This is a genomic window from Sphingomonas faeni (assembly GCF_023195535.1).
GTDB classification, from domain to species: Bacteria; Pseudomonadota; Alphaproteobacteria; order Sphingomonadales; family Sphingomonadaceae; genus Sphingomonas; species Sphingomonas faeni_B.
Window position 1 is genome coordinate 237,234 of the sequence record NZ_JALPNF010000001.1, and the last position, 19,414, is coordinate 256,647.

At 65.5% G+C, this 19,414-nt stretch carries 14 protein-coding genes; 5 read left to right on the forward strand and 9 right to left on the reverse strand.

Features of this window, described 5'->3' with window-relative positions; all coding sequences use genetic code 11:
- Positions 1-51 precede the first annotated feature (51 nt).
- Positions 52-852: a transglutaminase-like domain-containing protein gene (locus tag SPHN_RS00920; RefSeq protein ID WP_248520608.1), complete on the forward strand. Its 801-nt coding sequence runs from the start codon at positions 52-54 to the stop codon at positions 850-852.
- Between the two features lie 101 nt (positions 853-953).
- On the opposite strand, the gene SPHN_RS00925 is transcribed toward SPHN_RS00920, so the two are convergent.
- From SPHN_RS00925 to SPHN_RS00935, 3 genes are all read right to left on the reverse strand, one after another.
- A complete protein-coding gene (locus SPHN_RS00925; RefSeq protein WP_248520609.1) occupies positions 954-1,175 on the reverse strand; it encodes a hypothetical protein in 222 nt (73 codons plus the stop codon).
- 101 nt (positions 1,176-1,276) lie between these two features.
- Positions 1,277-1,525 (reverse strand): hypothetical protein, encoded by a 249-nt coding sequence (locus SPHN_RS00930; protein ID WP_248520610.1) that lies wholly within the window; start codon positions 1,523-1,525, stop codon positions 1,277-1,279.
- A gap of 125 nt (positions 1,526-1,650) precedes the next feature.
- Positions 1,651-2,151: a peptide-methionine (S)-S-oxide reductase gene (locus SPHN_RS00935; RefSeq protein WP_248520611.1), complete on the reverse strand. Its 501-nt coding sequence runs from the start codon at positions 2,149-2,151 to the stop codon at positions 1,651-1,653.
- Positions 2,152-2,364: 213 nt separating this feature from the next.
- Here SPHN_RS00935 and SPHN_RS00940 point away from each other — a divergent pair, with 213 nt between their 5' ends.
- Complete coding sequence (locus SPHN_RS00940) at positions 2,365-3,306, forward strand: L,D-transpeptidase (RefSeq protein WP_248520612.1); 942 nt, start codon at positions 2,365-2,367, stop codon at positions 3,304-3,306.
- Positions 3,303-5,930 carry a cation-translocating P-type ATPase gene (locus SPHN_RS00945; RefSeq protein WP_248520613.1) on the forward strand — a complete coding sequence of 876 codons (2,628 nt, stop codon included), beginning with the start codon at positions 3,303-3,305 and terminating at the stop codon, positions 5,928-5,930. Before SPHN_RS00940 ends, SPHN_RS00945 begins: the two co-directional genes overlap by 4 nt.
- 33 nt (positions 5,931-5,963) lie before the next feature.
- Here the strand turns inward: SPHN_RS00945 and SPHN_RS00950 are convergent, their stop codons facing one another.
- Complete coding sequence (locus tag SPHN_RS00950) at positions 5,964-6,527, reverse strand: GNAT family N-acetyltransferase (RefSeq protein ID WP_248520614.1); 564 nt, start codon at positions 6,525-6,527, stop codon at positions 5,964-5,966.
- Positions 6,528-6,807: 280 nt separating this feature from the next.
- Here SPHN_RS00950 and SPHN_RS00955 point away from each other — a divergent pair, with 280 nt between their 5' ends.
- Both SPHN_RS00955 and SPHN_RS00960 read left to right on the forward strand, forming a co-directional pair.
- Positions 6,808-9,564: a hybrid sensor histidine kinase/response regulator gene (locus tag SPHN_RS00955; protein WP_248520615.1), complete on the forward strand. Its 2,757-nt coding sequence runs from the start codon at positions 6,808-6,810 to the stop codon at positions 9,562-9,564.
- A gap of 255 nt (positions 9,565-9,819) precedes the next feature.
- A complete protein-coding gene (locus SPHN_RS00960) occupies positions 9,820-10,578 on the forward strand; it encodes a FadR/GntR family transcriptional regulator (RefSeq protein ID WP_248520616.1) in 759 nt (252 codons plus the stop codon).
- Positions 10,579-10,648: 70 nt separating this feature from the next.
- On the opposite strand, the gene SPHN_RS00965 is transcribed toward SPHN_RS00960, so the two are convergent.
- From SPHN_RS00965 to SPHN_RS00985, 5 genes are all read right to left on the reverse strand, one after another.
- Complete coding sequence (locus SPHN_RS00965) at positions 10,649-12,280, reverse strand: alpha-L-fucosidase (RefSeq protein WP_248521439.1); 1,632 nt, start codon at positions 12,278-12,280, stop codon at positions 10,649-10,651.
- 2 nt (positions 12,281-12,282) lie between these two features.
- Positions 12,283-13,083, reverse strand: coding sequence for an SGNH/GDSL hydrolase family protein (locus SPHN_RS00970; protein ID WP_248520617.1), 801 nt, complete (start codon positions 13,081-13,083; stop codon positions 12,283-12,285).
- A complete protein-coding gene (locus SPHN_RS00975) occupies positions 13,080-15,479 on the reverse strand; it encodes a TIM-barrel domain-containing protein (RefSeq protein WP_248520618.1) in 2,400 nt (799 codons plus the stop codon). Before SPHN_RS00975 ends, SPHN_RS00970 begins: the two co-directional genes overlap by 4 nt.
- A gap of 153 nt (positions 15,480-15,632) precedes the next feature.
- Positions 15,633-17,708: a beta-galactosidase gene (locus tag SPHN_RS00980; protein WP_248520619.1), complete on the reverse strand. Its 2,076-nt coding sequence runs from the start codon at positions 17,706-17,708 to the stop codon at positions 15,633-15,635.
- A 60-nt stretch (positions 17,709-17,768) separates the two neighbouring features.
- Positions 17,769-19,328, reverse strand: coding sequence for an alpha-L-fucosidase (locus tag SPHN_RS00985; RefSeq protein WP_248520620.1), 1,560 nt, complete (start codon positions 19,326-19,328; stop codon positions 17,769-17,771).
- Positions 19,329-19,414: the final 86 nt, after the last annotated feature.

Sequence of the window (19,414 nt, forward strand, 5' to 3'; positions counted from 1 at the left end):
TCGGGGCCCTGCAAGCGTTGCGGACGGTGACGGCGCTACCATGTTGGCGTAATGCACGACGATCTGATCCATCTTGGCCTTATCGACGAGGAAGACGTCGTTCTCGACGAGGCCGCGCTGGCGTTGGCTTTGCTCGACCATCCGGAAACCAGCCGCGACTTCTGCCTAGGCGTATTCCGGGCGATAGCGGACAGGCTGGCGACGATTGGCGCCGACGCTAGAGACGCCAGGTCGCAGGCCCTGCTCCTCGCCCAGGTGCTGGGCAGCGAATTCGGTTTTATCGGTGACCGGGTCACGTATGACGACCCCGCCAATAGCGACATGGTCCGCGTCATCGAGCGTCGCCAAGGCTTGCCCGTGACCCTGTCCATTCTCTACGTCGCGGCTGCGCGGCGGTTGGGCTGGATGGCAAATATGCTGGACGTTCCGGGGCACGTCCTCGTGTTGGTGGGCGAGGATGTGGTTCCGGTGATGATCGATCCGTTTCGCGGCGGTGAATTCGTCGATCGCGACCAGCTTGTCGTGCTGCTGCAGACGATGGACCCCGGGCGGGTTGCGGCGACCAGCCACGTCGCGACCATGTCGAACCGGGCAATCCTGCTTCGTCTGCTCCTGAATGCGGCAACGCGGGCCGAAGCCGGGGGGGAGGGGCGGCGCGCACTCACCCTGTATCAGCGCATGACCGTGGTGGCGCCGGGGTCGGGTCATGGCTGGTGGGAGCGCGCGCGTCTCGAACTCATCGGAGGCAACGTCGCCGGCACGCGCATGAGCCTCAGCGCGATGCTGGAAGTCACCCGCGAGCCCGAACTGCGCGCCAAGGTTTCGAGTATATTGACCTCGCTACAGGCGTGATCCCTTCAGGCGAAAACGCGGGGCCACTCGGGCGTCCAGGCGGTGGCGACCGAGGCTTTCCATGAGATGTGTCGCGTGACCGCCGCACGCGTGGTCCGGCGCTAGCCGGGAATACCCCAATTGGCCTCTTCGTCCGCTGCCTTGGCGGTGCGGACGAGATGCTCGACATAGTTCTGGAATATTGGAACCGTGAAGGTGACGAGCGTCGGCTCGCCTTTTGGCTCCTTGAACGTGAGCACGACGAAGCGGCCGCCTTCCTCGTCGAGGACGAGGCCGGCTTCCATTGCGCCGGGGCCACTGGGGGTAATGATGGTTGCGGTCATAAGGCGTCTCTCGGGTGGATCGTCACGAGCCTAGCGGACGCGGCCGTCGGGCAACATGGACTTTGCGCGTGCGTACCATCTTATACAGGTTCGTCGACGTGTCATTGCCGCGAGCGGCCAAGGTCCATGATCAAAGCATCGATCTCGTGCCGGTCGAACGTGTGCGGGCGGACGCGACGGTCGGGCAACGATACGGACAGGCCACGGCGTGCATCCCGCGGCATTGCCGCGACCGTCTCCACCACGCGGTGGAGCGGACCTTCCTGCAAGATCTCGCGGCTTGCCCCTATTTCCGATGTTCGGTCGGTGACGCGGATCAACGTCGCCAGCTCGCTCCACGGGATGCCCATATTACCCCCTCCCAAGACACAGTCAGGCCGGGAGTTTAGCATCTCGTCCGGAAATCGAAATTGACGTGGCGCAATACGCCCAAGTTTCGAGTCCGGGCGCCACCGTGACCGTGGCCGGCGGCGTCCTAGGGACCGTCGGTGGTCTTGCGCCCTGCGATGCTCGCGAAATGGCGCTGGATATACGCCAGCTTCGGATCGATGTAGCGGCGGCAGAACGGCCGGTTGGAATCGGTCAGATAATAGTTTCTGTAGCGTGCCTCGGACGGTTTGAAGCCGACGAACGGAAGCACCATCGTCCGGGCAGGCATGCCGGACTCTTTGGCGAAGTGTGCGAGCGTCCGTGCCGCCTTATCGCGCTGGTCCGCGTCGAAGACATAGATCGCGCTGCGATACCGTCCGCCGGGCGAGTAGGTTCCGTTCGCCGAATGCGTGCGGAGGTGGACCTCGGCCAGTGTTGGCAGGTCGATGATCGCCGGGTCGAACTGCACGATCACGCCCTCCGCCCAGCGGTCCGAAGGAGCCTCGGACCGGATGAAGCCCTGATCGACGTGGACGACGCCGCGCAACGCCTGGAAGACCGCTTCGGTACACCAATGGCAGCCACCGCCGAAACCGATCCTTTCCACCGTCAACTCCTCGTGCGAACCGTCTGGTGATACCGTCCCGGCAAGCGTCGCGCCAACAGACCGCCATCGATAGGCACTATCACACTCGTCATCGGTAACACGGTCTTATGCGTACCATCCTGCGTAGTTTCCGACGGTGATGCCGGCACGACGCGATCGATAGCGTCTGGTCGACCGCCGTGTTCGGCGAAACCTCTTCGATCGGAATCCACCATGACGACGCGCCGCCTGACGTGCAGCCTCGCGCTCGCCCTTATTTTCGCTACCACCGCTTCGGCGCAAACGCCGTCGAGCGTCGACGGCCGGATCGAGCAACTCAAGCCCGGCGAATATCTCTGGGCACCCGAGATCGCGCCCGCCGGACCGGTGACGGTGATCGTCAGCCTCGCCACGCAAAAGGCCTATGCCTATCGCAACGGCGTGGCGATCGGGGTTTCGACCGTGTCGACCGGCAGCGATGGCCATGCGACGCCGACCGGGGTCTTCACCGTGCTCCAGAAGGACGTGGATCACGTATCGAACCTCTACAAGGACGCAGCGATGCCGTTCATGCAGCGGCTGACCTGGGGCGGGATCGCGATGCATGCGGGCAATCTGCCGGGCTATCCGGCGTCGCATGGCTGCATCCGCCTGCCGCCTGCGTTCGCCAAACTGCTGTTCGGGATCACCCGGCTCGGGATCACCGTCGTCATCACGCAGGACGCGCGCGTTCCGGTGGTGGCCGCCAAGCCGGGCATGCTGACGTCGGCAGGATCGGCGGGCGGGGACTTCGTGTGGAACCCGGCGCTGTCGCCGAAGGGGCCGGTCTCGATCGTGATCAGCGGGCGGGACAAACGCGTGGTCGTGCTGCGCAACGGGATCGAGATCGGCTCCGGCGCGATCGCGTTCGATGCGCCGATCGAGCGGACGGCCGCGTTCACGCTGCAATCGATCGATGCGGACGGCGAGCATTGGTTGCGGCTGCCGCTGCCCGGCGATCCGAGAACCGGCGAACTGACCGCGGAGGATCGCGCCAAGGGGCATCTGGCGGAGGGGTTCCGCGCCGCGCTGGCGACCGTGACGACGCCTGGTACGACGCTGCTGGTGACGCGCGAGACGTTGGCGAGCGCCGGCACCGGTACCCCCGTGACGATCATCGAAGCGACCGGCCAGTGATCGCCGAGCGCCCGATCGACCAGCGGCACGACCAGCCACTCGCCCCGCGGGCATGGCATGCGACGCCCGCCGCACGCGTGATGGCGCTGCTCGATACCAGCGCAGAGGGACTGAACACGAAGGACGCCGCCGCGCGCCTGTTGCGTGACGGGCCGAACGAACTTGCGCCACCGCCGGCGCCCTCGACGCTGCTGCTGTTCGCGCGGCAGTTCAACAGTCCGCTGATCTACCTGTTGATCGCGGCGGCGGCGATCTCGCTCGGGCTCGGCCACCGCACCGATGCGGGGTTCATCGGTGTCGTCCTGCTCGTCAACGCGGCGATCGGCACGGTGCAGGAGAGCAAGGCGGCGGACAGCCTCGCCGCGCTCGGCCGGATGATCGGCCAGACCGCGACCGTCCTGCGCGGCGGCGCGGTATCGGTGGTCGACGCGCGCGCGATCGTCGTCGGCGATGTCGTCGCGCTGGAGAGCGGGATGGCCGTGCCCGCGGATATCCGCCTGTCGTCGAGCAGCGCGCTGCGCGTCGACCAGTCGACCTTCACCGGTGAATCTGTGGCGGTCGCGAAGGACCAGACGGCGGTGTTGCCCGCCGCCACGCCGCCCGGTGAGCGCACGACGATGGTGCTCGCCGGCACGATGATCGAGCAGGGGCGCGGCGTAGGAATCGTCGTCGCGACCGGAGCGGATACCGCGCTCGGCGCGATCGACGCGTCGTTGCGGACCGCCAAGGCGACGCCGCCGCCGCTCGTCGTCCGGCTCGACCGGCTGGCGCGGCAGATCAGCATCGCGACCATCGTGCTGATCATCCCGTTCGCGCTCGTCCTGCTGATGCAGGGGCGGCCGAGCGACCAGATCCTGCTGCTCGCGGTCGCGCTGGCTGTGTCGGCGATCCCCGAAGGCCTGTCGATCGCGGTGACCGTCGCGCTGGCGGCGGGGACCCGGCGGATGGCGGCGCGGAAGGTGATCGTCCGCTCGCTGCCCGCGGTCGAGGGACTGGGCGCGTGCACGATCATCGCCAGCGACAAGACGGGCACGCTGACGCGGAATATCCTCTCGGTGGAGAAGATACTGCTCGCCGACGGACGGGTTTTCGCGAGCGCAGACTGGCCTGCGGACAGTCTGGCGGAGATGCGCCGCGCCGCTGCGCTGTGCAACGAGGCATCGATCGGCCCCGACGGTACGCCGGTTGGGGATTCGGTCGACGTCGCGTTGCTGCGGTTCGCGGGCGATGGCGGCGAGGATTTGGCCGCGCTGCATGCGGTCAAGCGGACCGCGGCGCTGCCTTACGAACCGGTCCGCAAATTCTCGACCGTCGCGGTGGCCGACGGGCAGGGCGTCCGCGTGTTCGCCAAGGGTGCGCCCGAGATCATCCGGCAGATGTGTCGTACGATCGACCCCGGCGCGTTCGCCGCCGCGCTGGCGATGGCCGACGAAGGCTATCGCGTTATCGCAGTCGCCGCGTCGGCGGGCGCGACGACCACCGATCCGACCGCGCCGACCGATCTCGTGCTGCTCGGCTGGATCGGGCTGATCGACCCGGTCCGTCCCGAAGTTCCCGCCGCGGTCGCGCGCTGTGCCGAGGCGGGGATCGGCGTGCGGATGGTCACCGGCGATCATCCCGGCACGGCCCTGACGATCGCCCGCGGGCTCGGGCTCGAGGTCACCGAGGAGCAGGTCGTCACCGGCGCGCAGATGACCGATCTCGCGGGCCAGCCCGAGCAACTCGCCGCGCTGGTGCTCGGCGGCCGCGTGTTCGCGCGGATCGAGCCGGTGCAGAAGCTCGAGATCGTCCGCATCCTGGCCGCCAGCGGTGAACTGGTTGCGGTCACCGGCGACGGCGTCAACGATGCGCCCGCACTCCAGGCTGCGCATATCGGCGTGGCGATGGGCGTCGCCGGCACCGACGTCGCGCGCGGCGCCGCCGACCTCGTGCTCGCCGACGACAATTTCGCGTCGATCGTCGCCGGGGTCGAGGAGGGGCGCGTGACCTATGCCAACGTCCGGCGGATCGTCATCATTCTGCTCGCCACCGGGATCGCCGAGATCGGCATGTTCATCGGCGCGGTGATGCTCGGCCTGCCGATGCCGCTGACCGCGGTGCAGCTGTTGTGGCTCAATCTCGTCACCAACGGCGCGCAGGACGTGATGCTCGGCTTCGGCCGCGGCGAGGGCGACGAACTGCGCCAGCCGCCACGTCCGCCGAGCGCGCCGATCCTCGACCGGAGCGCGATCGCGCTGATGATCCCGCCGGCGCTGTTGATGACCGGGCTCGCGCTGTATCTGGTGTCGCAGATGCGCGGTGAGGGGCGCCCGCTTGCTGAAATTCAGAACGCAGTGTTATTAATGACTGTGCTGTTCCAGAACGTTTACGTGCTGTGCATGCGGAGCGAGCGACGGTCGATCTTCCGCGAGCCGGTATTGTCGAATGCGTGGCTGCTCTTGGGCGTCGGCATCGCGCTGGCGTTGCAGGTGACCGCGATGGCGTGGCCGCTGCTGGGCGGAGTGCTCGGTACAGCACCGGTTTCAGCCGCGACGGTGCGGTTCTGCGCCGCTGCGGTAGTCGGGACGATAGTCGTCACCGAAGTGACCAAACTTGCGGTCGCAACTTGGCAGCGCCTTCGGTAGATCGCCAGCGCCGCGGCACTGGCGATGTCGGCATCAGGCTGACAGCGTGAGTCGCAGCATCATCGAAGACGGATCGCCCGGACAGGCGGATGCGACCCAGCCGCGTTCGCGTTCGAGGTCGATCGCCTGGTGATTGTCGCGGCTCTCGATCGATTCAAGCGTCGCGATCCCTTTGGTCCGCGCGAAGGTCGCGACATGGTCGAGCAGGGTCCAACTGATGCCGCGGCGTTTGAAATCGGCGCGGATCGCGATGGCGACTTCGGCGCGGGAGAGGCTGTCGTCGGCCGCCAGCATCGCGGTCGCGACGATCCGGTTGGTCGCGGGATCGAAGGCGAGGAAATTCTCGGTATGCTCGTGATCGACCGTGACCAGCGCACGAAGCTGGTCGTCGCCAACCTTGTGGATTGCGCTGAGAAAGCGGAACCGGAGATCCTCCTTGTCGACATGGTCGAAGAACTCACCAAGCGCGGGTTTGTCGGCGGGGGATGCCGGGCGCACGTGAAAGACATAACCGCCGCGGGTCCTTAGATCGGTCGCTGGCCATGCCGCCGATGGTGCATGCGTAGCACCCGCACGTTCGCTGACGAGGTCGATCATCTTGATATCCTTTGCGACTGGCCATCGCCGATGGCGACGCACTCTGTGACTAGTCGCAAAGCCATCACTCCCGCAGCGTCGGGAAACACGTAGTTTCCGATGCTCGCGTTATCCGGCGATCGGCGCCCTGTGCAGAATTTTCCCATGCAGTCATGCCGGCCCGGTCCGGAACCCAGTCCGGAACGATGCGAAGTCGTCCGGAGTCTATGCTTTTCCGAACTTGCTTTCCAGCGACCGGTTGGCAAAGCGCACATGGCCTTACTTCCAAATGGATCCTGCCGTGCCGAAAAATGCCTTGAATCGCTGGATCATAGACAGCGCTACCGACTTTGCGATCATCGCGACGGACCGCTGGGGTAAGGTGACGGCCTGGAACGAAGGGGCAAGACTGATAACCGGGTGGAGCGAAGCCGATATGCTCGGCCAGGCGGTCGCGCGAATCTTTACGCCGGACGACAATGCGACCGGTCGCCCCGAGACCGAAATGCACGAGGCTCTCACCATCGGCGTGGGAAACGATGAGCGGTGGCACCTGCGCAGGACCGGCGAGCGCTTTTGGGCCAACGGTCAGATGACGGTGCTGCGCGACGATGCGGGTCAGGCCATCGGGTTTGTGAAGGTGCTGCGGGACAGGACCGAGCAAAAGCTGGCGACGGAGGGTCTAAGCGGCAGCCAGACCAACATCCGCCTGCTGCTCGATTCCATGATCGAGGGCTTTTATGCGGTCGATACCTCGGGCGTGACCACCCTGTGCAACGCGGCGTTCGTTCGGCACATGGGCTTCACGCACGAAAGCGAGGCGATCGGTCGCAACCTTCACGGGCTGATCCATCACCACCACCCCGATGGATCGCATTATGACGAGGCCGATTGTCCCATCAACCGATGCGCGCGGGGCGGTAACGCTGCGCATGTGCGGGATGAACTGTTCTTCCCGGTCGACGGCAGCCCGCCGCAATTGGTCGATTACCGCGTGATCCCGATCGTCAGCGGGGGCGAGCACCAAGGCGCGATCTGCACGTTCCTGCCCGTTACCGATGAACGCGACGCGTCCGAGCGATTGAAGCTCGCGCTGGATGCGGGGGCAATCGTCGGGACCTGGGTGTGGGACGTGCCCGCGGACACGTTCATCGCGGACGACCGTTTCGCCGAGTCGTTCGGACTGTGCCCGGAACTCTGCCGGTCAGGGCTTCCGCTCGACCGGGTCACCGCTTCGATCCACGCCGACGACCAGCCCCGCGTCGCCGAGCAGATCCAGGCCGCGCTCGTCCGGGGGGGGCCGTATCGCTGCGAATATCGGGTATCGCAACGCGACGGGGTCTACCGATGGATCGAAGCGAATGGGCGCGTCGAGCTCGACGCCCGTGGCAATGCGCTCAGGTTTTCGGGAATACTTCTCGCTATCGACGCGCGCCGCGAGGCAGAAGCAGAGCGGGACCGGGTGGCAGCCCTGCTGCACACGTTCACCGAAGCGGTACCCGGCGTCATCTATGCGAAGGACCGCGCGGGGCGGTTTTTGGTGGCAAATCGCGGAACGACCGAACTGCTCGGCAAGCCGCCCGAGGCTTATATCGGGAAGACCGACGCCGACGTCCTCGAGGACCAGAAAGAAGCCGAACAGCTCATGGCCACCGATCGTCGGATCATGGAGACCGGCGTCGAGGAACAGATAGAGGAAGATGTCAGACTGCCGGACGGCACGCCGGTGACATGGCTTTCGACCAAGGCGCCGCTGTTGGACGAGGACGGGTCGGTTATCGGTCTGGTCGGATCTTCGGTGGACATCACCCGCATCAAGCGCGCGGAAGCTGCGGTCCGTGAGCTCAATCGGACCTTGGAGCAGCGGGTCCTGGACGCCATTGCCGAGCGCCAGTTGGTCGAGGAGGCGTTACGCCAATCGCAGAAGATGGAGGCCGTAGGCCAGCTGACCGGGGGGCTCGCACACGACTTCAACAACCTGCTCACGGGCATGATGGGCAATCTGGAGTTGCTCCAGATGCGGCTCGCGCGTGGTCGACTGGATGACGTGGAGCGGTTCATCCTCGCCGCGCAGGGCGCTGGCCGCAGGGCCGCCTCGCTCACCCAACGCCTGCTCGCATTCTCGCGCCGTCAGACGCTCGATCCCAAGCCGACCGATGTGAACCGGCTTGTCGCGGGCATGGAGGACCTGCTTCGGCGTACCGTAGGATCGACCAACACGATCGAGGTCGTGGGCGCAGGGGGCCTGTGGACAGCGAACATCGACGCCGGGCAGCTTGAGAATGCCTTGCTCAATCTGTGCATCAATGCGCGCGACGCGATGCCCGATGGCGGGCGGCTGACGATCGAGACGGCAAACAAATGGCTCGATGACCGCGCCGCCGAGGAGCGCGATCTCGCGCCCGGGCAATATCTGTCGATCTGCGTCACCGATACCGGCACGGGCATGCCTGCTGAGACGATCGAACGTGCCTTCGAGCCGTTCTTCACGACCAAGCCGATCGGGCAGGGCACCGGCCTCGGTCTCTCGATGATCTACGGGTTTGCACGGCAGTCGGGTGGCCACGTGCGCATCTATTCCGAGGTTGGAACCGGTACCACGATATGCATCTATCTGCCGCGGCATCATGGCGACGCCGAGCTAGTGGAGGTAGACGCCAGCCCGGTCCGCCCGGATGGGGCACAGGGCCAGACCGTTCTGATCGTCGATGACGAAGCCACCATCCGGCATCTGGTCGATGAGGTGCTGGAAGATCTCGGCTACACTGTCATCGGTGCGGCCGATGGTGCGGCCGGGTTGAAGGTGCTTCAATCCGGCGCCCGGATCGAACTGCTCATTACCGATGTCGGACTGCCGAACGGACTGAACGGCCGGCAGGTCGCGGACGCGGCCCGGTCACTTCGGCCGGGCCTGAAGATATTGTTCATTACCGGATATGCGGAAAATGCGGCAGTCGGTAACGGGCATCTCGAACCGGGAATGGAATTGTTGACCAAGCCGTTCACGATGGCGGCACTTGGTAGCAAGGTTGCAGACATGCTTCGGGCGCCGGCGTGAGATCTGCGCCGCGACACTGTGTGCAAGGCGAGGCTGAGTCGGAGCGCGCGGCATCGCCGTCGTGGTGTGGCCCGGACAGCGAGTGCGTTCGCGCCGGGGTAAGACGCATCCAACACGCTGGAACTAATGGAAGAAAACGCCGCCTGCGGGGTCCTAAAAGCGGCGTTCCTGCCCCGTTCGTATTGGCGTGCCGCACTACCCCCTCCAATATGGAAACGGGCTTGTAGCGGTCCTAGATTTGAGCGACCAAGCCACATGACCGAACTCAAGCCCACCAAGGTCCGCACCGCGCTGGGGCGCAACCTTACCTACGGCATGCTGGATGCCGTGGGGCGCGCGATCGTCACGGGCCACTATGATGGAAAACGGTTTCCCACCGAGGCGGAACTGGCGATGCAGCATAATGTGAGCCGCTCGGTCACGCGCGAGGCCGTCAAGATGCTGACCGCGAAGGGCCTGCTCTCCGCGCGTCCGCGGCAGGGGACCATCATCCAGCCGAATTCCGCCTGGAACCTGTTCGACACCGACGTGCTTCGCTGGTTGCTGGAACGTCAGTTCACGCTGCCGCTGCTTCGCAGCTTCAACGAGTTGCGTCTGGCCGTCGAGCCGATGGCGGCCCAGCTTGCGGCGCTGCACGCGACGCCGCAGGGCGTTGCGATGATCGCGGCGGGCTATGCGCGCATGGAGGCCGCGGAGCGGGGCGATGACGATGCGCTCGAGGCGGACATAGTCTTCCACGTCGCGATCCTGCGTGCCTGCGACAACCCGTTCTTCGCGCAGTTCGAAGAACTCGTCTCGACCGCGTTACGAACATCGATCCGCTTTACCAACCGGTTCAAGGGCCGTAGCGCGAGCCTGCCGGCACATAAGGCCGTGCTCGAAGCCATCGCCGCGCACGACCCCGAGTCCGCCAGCGCTACGATCCGATCTATCATCGAGGACGTCATGGTCCTGATCCGCCAAGCCGAGGGTGAGGGTGCCGTGGTCGATCGCAGCGGGGCCCTCTTGGGCTGAGCGGCCCGTCCGATCGGTTACCGTCGAGCGCGCTCGATATCCTTGAGGGCTGGTTACGAGGCACGGCAAGCTAAGCCAGGCCGCGACCTTCGATCTTCAGGACAGGGACGAACCCGTTGCCGGGGTTGGCGGGCATCGTCAGGTGCAGGCCGCGCGCATCGCGGCGGTGCGCCACGCTGCCGCCGCCGAGCAACGTCACGCGCTCGACCACCCCATCGGCGAAGCGGTTGCGTCCCAAGGCGTCGATCGTCACCTCGCCCTGAGGCCAGCCCAGGAACAGCGCGTAGAGTGCGCCCTTGTTGGTGGTGAAGCGCACGTCGCGCGGTGTGAACACGCCCGACGACTGCTCGTTCTGCATCCCGGCCTGCAGCTTGGTCGGGCCTTCGCCGTAGATCCGCCATGGCCGGGAGCCGAAGATCGCCTCGTCGTTGACCGCGATCCAGCGGCTCATGCCGTCGAGGATCTTTTCCTCCTCGCCGTCGATCGAACCGTCGCCGGGCTGCGGTATCGAGAGCAGCAGATTGCCGTTCTTCGACACGACGTCGGCGAGCCGCTGGATGACCTGCTCGGCGGTCTTGTAGCTTTTGTCGTTGAGCCTGGCGACGTTGTAGAACCAGTCGCCGATGCAGGTGTCGGTCTGCCACGGCTCGTCCCACAGATGGTCGGTGAAGCCGCGCTCGACGTCCTGCACCAGCCCGAACCGCGCATAGGGCTTCAACTGCTTGGCGGTCAGCACGACGTCGATCTTGCCGTGCCACGCGATCGAGCGGTTGTAGTAATCCGCCGCTGCCTGGAGCCCGATCGGCCCGAACGGCAGTTCGTAATCGTCGAAATAGCAGAAGTCGGGCTTGTACTTGTCGATCAGGTCGGTCTGCCGCAGCAGCCATTTCGCGGCGTAGCCCGGATCGTTCGGCGGGGGCGTCTCGATCCACTGGCCATTGTTCGCGTCGTGCCATGCGTTCATCGCCGCGATCGTATCGATGCCGTTCGGCAGGACCGCGTGTGCACCGGTGTAGAGCTGTTGCGGATCGAGGCCGTCCCACCATGTGCCGTGGCCATCGGCGGTGCGCAGTTTGAATGCGTCGTATCGCTGGCCCTTCAGCGGCCCGGTCGGGTCATAGCCATAGGCGGTCTGATACCAGTGCCAGCTATGCGCGGCGTGGTTCGAGACGCCGAACTTCAGCCCCGCCTTGCGAGCCGCCTTTTCCCAGGTGCCGACGACATCGCGTTTCGGCCCGACGCGGAGCGAGTTCCACGCGTGATAGCGGCTGTCGTAGCAGTCGAGATTGTCGTGATGATTGGCAAGCGAGACGAAATATTTCGCCCCGGCCTTGACATAGCGGGCGATCAGCGCGTCGGGATCCCAGCGCTCCGCGGTCCAGCGGTTCATCACCTCCATCATCCCGGTCTTGGTCGGATGGCCATAGGTCTTGAGGTGATGTTCGTACGCCGGATGACCCTGCATATACATGAAGCGGCCGTACCAGTCGCCTTGCTCGGGCACCGACTGCGGGCCCCAGTGCGACCACAGGCCGAGCTTCGCATCACGAAACCACTCGGGGTAGCGATAGTGATCGACCAGCGATTGCCAGGTCGGTTGCACCGGACCACGCGCCAACCCCATCGGGCTCTGCGCGAGCGCGTGCGTCGCGGGACCGAGCGCGGCGATTCCGGCGAGAACCGAACGGCGGCTGAGATCGATACTCACTTGGTTGCGACGGTCCGACGAATCGCGGCGAGGGCGAGCGGTCGCATCACCGCATAGCCGGCGGGGGTCGGGTGGACGCCGTCGCTTGCCAGACCCGGCTTCATCGCGCCCTCGGGCGTCGCTAGCGCGGTATAATAATCGACATAGGTGAAGCCGTTCTTCGCTGCATAGGCCTTCAACCAGCTATTGAGCGCGCGGATCTGCGGTACGGGCTGCTTGTCCTTGCTCCACGGGAAGGCGGCAGCGGGCGGGGTCGAGGCGAGGATGACCTTGATGCCGTTCGCGCGCGCCAGGTCGGCCATGCTCGCGATGTTGCCCTGGACGATCTCCATCGTCGAGGCGCCGGTGTTGCCGGCGATGTCGTTGGTGCCCGCCATGATATGGACCGCGCGCGGTTTCAGCGCGACCACGTCCTCGCGGAAGCGCACCAGCATCTGCGGCGTGGTCTGTCCGCTGATCCCGCGATCGACTAGTCCGCCGGTGAACAGCCCGGCATCCGCACCGATCCAGTTGTCGGTGATCGAATCGCCCATGAAGACCACGCGGACCGGCGTGTTGGAAGCCTTCAGCTGTTCGTTCTGCGCGCGGTACCGGCACAATTGGCCAAAGTCGCGCGTGAGCGAATGCAGCTTCCACGCCTCCCATCCGGCGCCATCGGTCGGCGACGGATGCGCAGGGCAGGGCGCCGCGACGATCCCGACCGGATCGCCGGCATAGGGATCGCCCGGGACATTGGTCTGCGCGGCCACCGGTAAGGCGACCAACGTCAGTGCGGCGATGGAGACTGCGCGGATCACTTTGAAGAGACGATCTGAATCAGCGATGCGGCGTCCTGCCCGGTCGGCAGCTTGCCCGATGCGGTCAGGCGCCGGGTCTTGTCGTCCCAGCGCAGCACCGCCTTGCGCCCGCCCTTGGTCCGATAGTCGTTGGTCACGCCGTCATCGTCGTACAGCGCGAAGCTTGCGTCGGCGCCGGGATAGACCCGGATGCTCTCAAGCGCCTGCGCGGTCGCCGTGCTCGGCACCTGGACGCCCATCGGGATGATCGACCCGGCGCGCACGAACAGCGGGATCTTGTCGATTGGCGCATTCGCGGTGACGGTCTGGCCGCCGGTGAAGCGCTGGTTGGTCCAGTAGTCATACCAGTCGGCACCCGTCGGGAGATAGACCTGGCGGTTGGTCTTGCCCTGTTCGGTGACCGGGGCGACCAGGAAGGCGGGGCCGAACATGTATTCGTCGCCCATGTCGGCGACGTTGGTATCGTTCGGGAAGTCCATGAACAACGCGCGCATCATCGGCGCATTGCTCTCATAGGTGTGACGGCCGAGCGAGTAGATGTACGGCATCAGCGAATAGCGCAGCTTCAGAAAGTTCGCGAGAACCGGCTCGGCCGCGGTGCCATATTCCCAGAGCGCGGTGGCGGGGCGCTGACCGTGGATGCGCAAGGTCGGCGTGAACACGCTGTACCCGAACCAGCGCGTAAACAGCTCGGGATAATCCGCGTAATCGGGCGCCATCGCGGTCGCGCCCGCCGGATCGAGCAGCACCGGACGCGTCGCCTTTGGCCCGTTCGGCCATTGCCAGCCGCCGATGTCACTGCCCCAATAGGCCATGCCGCTTGCGGTGAAGCCGAGCCCGGCCGGCACCTGCCGTTGCAGCGCCTCCCAGGTCGACTTGATGTCCGACGACCAGAACAGCCCGCCGTTGCGCTGGGCGCCCAGATAGGCGGCGCGTGACAGGATCAGGTTGCGCATGGTGGGACGATCCTTCGCCGACCCGTCCGCGACGCTCATCGTGTGGAGCAGCGGGAACACGTTGCGATAGCGGTCACCCGAGCCGATCGAAAAGAAGTTGCCGTCGGGCACCAGATCGGGCTCGGTCTCGTCGAGCCAGAACCAGTCGAAGCCCTCGCTGGCGATGTTGTCGCGGATCCGCTCCCAGAACCACTGGCGCGCATCCGGGTTGGTGCTGTCGAGCAACGCGCCCGCGCGATCGGATCGGATCGGCAGGCCGTCGACGGCGTTGCCGTCCTTGTCCTTCATCAGCCAGCCCTTGCTCGACAGCAGGTCGAAATACCGCGATTCCTTTTCGAAGCGCGGCCAGACGCTGATGATCGAACGCATCCCCATCGAATTCAGCTTGTCGTTCATGCCCTTGGGATCGGGGAAATACTTCCGGTCGATGTCGAGCTGACCCATACGCGACCAGTAGAACCAGTCGAGCACCATGATATCGAGCGGCAGACCCCGGCTGCGATACCCCTCGGCGATACCGAGCAATTCCTTGTCGGTCTCGTACCGCGCCTTGCTCTGAATGAGGCCGAACGCGGCCTTGGGCGGCAGCGGGGTGGTGCCGGTCAGCGTCGCGTAGCCGGCATAGATCTCGTCCGTGGTGGCGCCGGTGATCACGAAGAACGACACGCGCTCGCCGACCTCCGACTGCCAATGCGTCGAACTGTGCAGGCCGGGGGAAACGATCGTCGCAGACGGGTTGTCCCAGACGATGCCATAGCCCTTGTTGGTGACCATGAACGGTACGCAGACCGTCTCGCCCGCCGGCGCGTCGTAATTGTGGCGGCAGTCGATCGTGCGGCCGCGCAGGTCGAGCTTGCCCTCCTGGTTCTGGCCGAGCCCGTAATAATGCTCGTCTGCGGGCGAGGCGAAGCTCGCGCCGACGCGGAACGTCTTCTCGCCGTTGACGGTATGCGGCGCCATTTCCCAGCCGGTCATCTGCGTCAGCATCGTGCCGTCCGCCTTGCGGATCGTCAGCGACACGGGTGGCAGCGACGGCGCGAAATAGCGCTCCATCTGCGTGGGCGCCTTGGGCCAGGGCTTCGCGTCGACCGAGAGCGATAGCGCGGCGGACGCGAAGACATCGGCACCCGCATCGTTACGGTGCGTCCAGCCGGCGGCATCGGGCTTGGCGCTGGGGCCGTCGCCCGGGGGCGCGTCGACCTGTCCGCGGTCGGTCGCGATCGTCACGCGGACGATGTTGTGCGCATAGGCCTCGACCGAGACGAGGCTGCCGTTGCGATCGACCGTCGCGATCGGTGCGGCGATTGCAGCGCTGCCGAGCGTCGCCAGCGAGACCCCGATGGTCAGCCGCGCGACGAGCCGCGATGACCAGCCTAGCCGCGACGCGGCGCGGGGCTGGTCGGGCGACTGCGCGATGATCTTGGCTGGGAAAATGTACATCGAAATCCTCTCAACGGGACTATGCCCTAACGGTAGCGCTATCTTGGTCTTAGCCGCGATTTTGTCGTATAATTGCAGATACGGCGTGCGGATCAACCGTATTTCACGCCGAAGCAGAATGAAGTTCAGGGATTTGAACGCTGGCGGTCGTCGTCACCGAAGCAGCGCCACGCCATAAGGCGGAAGGTCGAGCCGGTCGGTATAGGCTTTGCCGGTCGGCGTGTCGTGCTGCTCGCCTGCCAGGGTGACGCGGGCTGGCGCAGCGTTCGTGTTGACGTACAGCGTACGCCCGTCGACGACGCGCGCGACCACCCCCGCTGGGGTGACGGGGCCGCGCTCGATCCCGAGTTCGGCGTAGAGCGACCGTACCAGCGGATCGAGAAAAGCTGCTTGCGCGGCGGTCGCGAGGTAGATCGCGCAGCCCTTGCCGAAGCGGTTGACGGTGATCGCCGGGCTTGGCTTGGGCGTGTTGGTGAACATCGCCAGCGGTTTGGCCGTGCTCGGTTCGAGCACTTCGTAATAGGGATCGCTACCAGTCTGCTCCTTGCCGTCGAACACGACCTTCAGCGGTTGCTCAGCGCGGTAGAATTCGTTGGTCCGCACGCCGAACACGTCGGTCAGCCGGCCGGGCAGCGGCGTCTCGAACCATTTGCCGGTCTCGTCGACCTTGGCGGAATAGCCGGTCATGATCACCGTCCCGCCGTTCGCGACGTAGCGCCGCACCGCCTCGGCGGTTTCCTTGTCCATCATGTACGCGCTGGGCAGGATCACGAGCTTGTAGCGGTCGATCGCGTCGTGGCAGATGTCGATCACCGCGGTGTCGATATTGTCGGCGAACAGCGGTGCTAGCGCGGCCTTGGCCTGATCGGGGTAGTTGGTCTTGAAATACTCTTGCATCGTATTCGGCCCGGGCGGGGGCGAGGTCAGCCAGTTGGTCTGGAACGAATAGGCGATCGCCACCTCGGGCTTGCGATAGCGCGGGAAGCCCATCGACTTCAGCTTGGCGAACTCGCTGGCGATCTGGCCGAACTCGCCGATCTTCCACGACGGCCGGCCGTCATGGTCGACCAGCCCGAACAACCCCTGTTCCTCGCCGCCGCTATGCGAGTTGAAGGTCCAGGCGAGGAAGGTCTGCGCGTAATAGATCAGCCCGAAATAGGCCCACATCCGCGACCGGCCCGGCGTGCCGTAATAGCCGCCACCGCCGGCGGTGAACTCGTTCAGCCACATCGGCGTATCGTGCCCGGCGCGGTTGCGTGACACGTCGAGCGCCGCGCCTAATGGCTCACCCGGATAGAAGCCCTGTCCGCCATAGGTCGAGACTTTTTCCCACGAGCGTAGGTAATCGAACCCCTTGGTCCAGGCATCGGGCCAGAAGTTCGACGCGACGGGCAGGTTGGGCGCGTATTGCTTGCGGACCGCCTCGAGGTCGGTGAGCGCCTCGATCGTGTCGTCCGACCAGAAGCGCCGGAGGTCGAGATTGCGCTCGTTCGGCCCTGGGCCATTGCCATAGGGTAGGTCGACCTCGTCCCAGCTATTGATCCGACGCGACCAGCGCTGCGTCGCCCAGGCGGTGTTGAGCGCCGCGATCGTCCCGTATTTCTTTTGCAGCCAGCCGACGAAGCGTTGCCGATCAGCCGGCGAATACGACATCTGGCCGTTGCCGATCTCGTTGGTGTAGCCGATCGCGATCACCGCGGGATTATGCGCGTAGCGCTTGAGCATCTGCTCGGCGAGCCGCCGGACCAGGCGGCGATAGTCGGGATCACTGATATTGTCCCAGTAGCGCGTCGCGGCATTGCGCCGGACGCCGTCCTGCGTGACGAGATCGACGCCGGGATATGTCTTGTGCAGCCATGTAGGGGCGGGCTGGCCTGGAATATCCAGGAGTACCTTGATCCCGGCGGCATGCATCTGGTCGAGGATCGCGTCGAACCATTCGAACGTGAAATGGCCTTCCTGCGGCTCGAACGAATCCCAGGACAGGTCGCCCATCCGGACCATGGTGAACCCGGCCTTCTTCATGATCGCGATGTCCTGGCGGATCTGCGCGGGCGACCGGTCGATCGGCTGATAGCAGGCGCCGACGAACAGATCGCCGCTGCCCGGCCAGTCGGGATGCCCGGCGGCGCTCTGCGCCTGCGCTGGAACGATGCCGGCAAGCGGTACCGACAGCGTTGCCGCCGCGAGCATCGCAAAGCGCAGGGCGCGGATCAGGGGGTGTTTCAAATAGCCTCTCCAAGCTCGTGTTCGGTCGTCGTGCACAGTGTGCACGCGCGGTATTTCCGGTCAGGCGAAATCGATCGCGAACGCGCTCGCGTGACGCGTCGGCAAGGTCGCAGGCAGGTCGATCACCAGCGCCTGCCCGGTCTGGCGAAACGCGATACCACCGGGGCGGCCGAGCAGGCGCACCGCTCGCACGCGGCGTCGTTCGTGCGGGTTGGGCTGGGCCAGCGACGTGATTACGGTCTGCCCCCGAGGCGTGCCGAGCGTGATCGCGTACAGCGTCTCGCCCTTCGTCGTGAATCGGATGTCCTGCGGCGTATAACTCGTTTTTTCCGCAAACGCGCCGGCGACGGCGGTGGTCGGACCCTCGCCATAGATCTTCCACGGGCGCGTACCGTGGATCGCCTCGCCATTGGCGGCCATCCACGGCGCCAGATCGGTCAACAGCCGATCGGACTCCACGGGCAGGCTGCCGTCGCCGTGCATTACGACGTTCAGCAGCAGGTTGCCGTTCTTGCTGACGACGTCGGCCAGCATCGCGACGACCTCGTCGGTGGTCTTGTACGTGTCGGTCCGGTTGAAGAACCAGTCGCCGTTCGATGTGTCGGTCTGCCAGGCGTGTGGATTTATACCCTTCAGGACGCCGCGCTCGACGTCCTGCACCGCCCAGTCCGTGCTGAACGCGCCCGAGCCCGTATCCTTGCAGTTGTAGACGGCGTCCAGCTTCCCGGTGCGCGCCATGCTGCTGTTGAAGAAATGCGCGAGCAGCGAGCGTCCGACCTCGCCGAACGGCAGGCCGCCGTCCGAATAGAGCAGGTCGGGCTGGTAGCTGTCGATCAGGTCGCGGATCCGGTCGAACCACATCGCGTGATATGTCGGGTTGGTCGTGTACCAGCTCGCGGGCGTGTTGATGAACGGCTCGTCGCGGTTGGTGTGATAGAGATCGGCATAGCGCGGATCGGCGCCGTCATAGGCGACCCCGAGCTTGGGCCAGAACTGATCGTAGAGGTGGTTGGGATACCACCAGCTATAGCTTGCGCCGAGATGCTCGGACACGCCGAAGCGAAGCCCGCGCCGCGTGGCGGCCGCCTTCCATTCGCCGACGATGTCGCGCTTCGGGCCCATCGCCACCGCGTTCCAGCGGTGATGCTTCGACCGCCACAGGTCGAAGTTGTCGTGATGCACGCCCATCGAGACGAGGTAGCGCGCGCCGGCGGCGGCATAGCGCGCGGCGAGTGCGTCGGGATCGAACTTCTCCGCGCGCCACAGGGGGATGATGTCCTTGTAGCCCACCTTGGAGGGGTGGCCGTAGGTCTTGACGTGGTGGTCGTAATGCGGATGACCGGGGACGTACATGAAGCGTGCGTACCAGTCGCCCTGGCTCGGCACCGCCTGTGGTCCCCAATGAGCCCAGATCCCGAACTTGGCGTCGCGAAACCAGTCGGGTGCGCGATAGCCGGCGAGCGACTGTGCGGAGGAATCGAACCGGCCGGGCGTTATGGCGCGGCTGGCAAGCGGCGACGGTTTCGTCGCCGCTGCCGATGCGGCGGCACGCGACAGCCCGCTCAGACCCAACGTCGCTGCCAGCGGTGCTCCCAGTATCTCGCGTTTGCTGAACGTCATTACGCTTCTCCCCACACGCGGTTTCGACAGTCCGGAAAGAGCGTCGATGGAATTACGCCATTGTTACGAAGGTCGGCGTTTAAGTC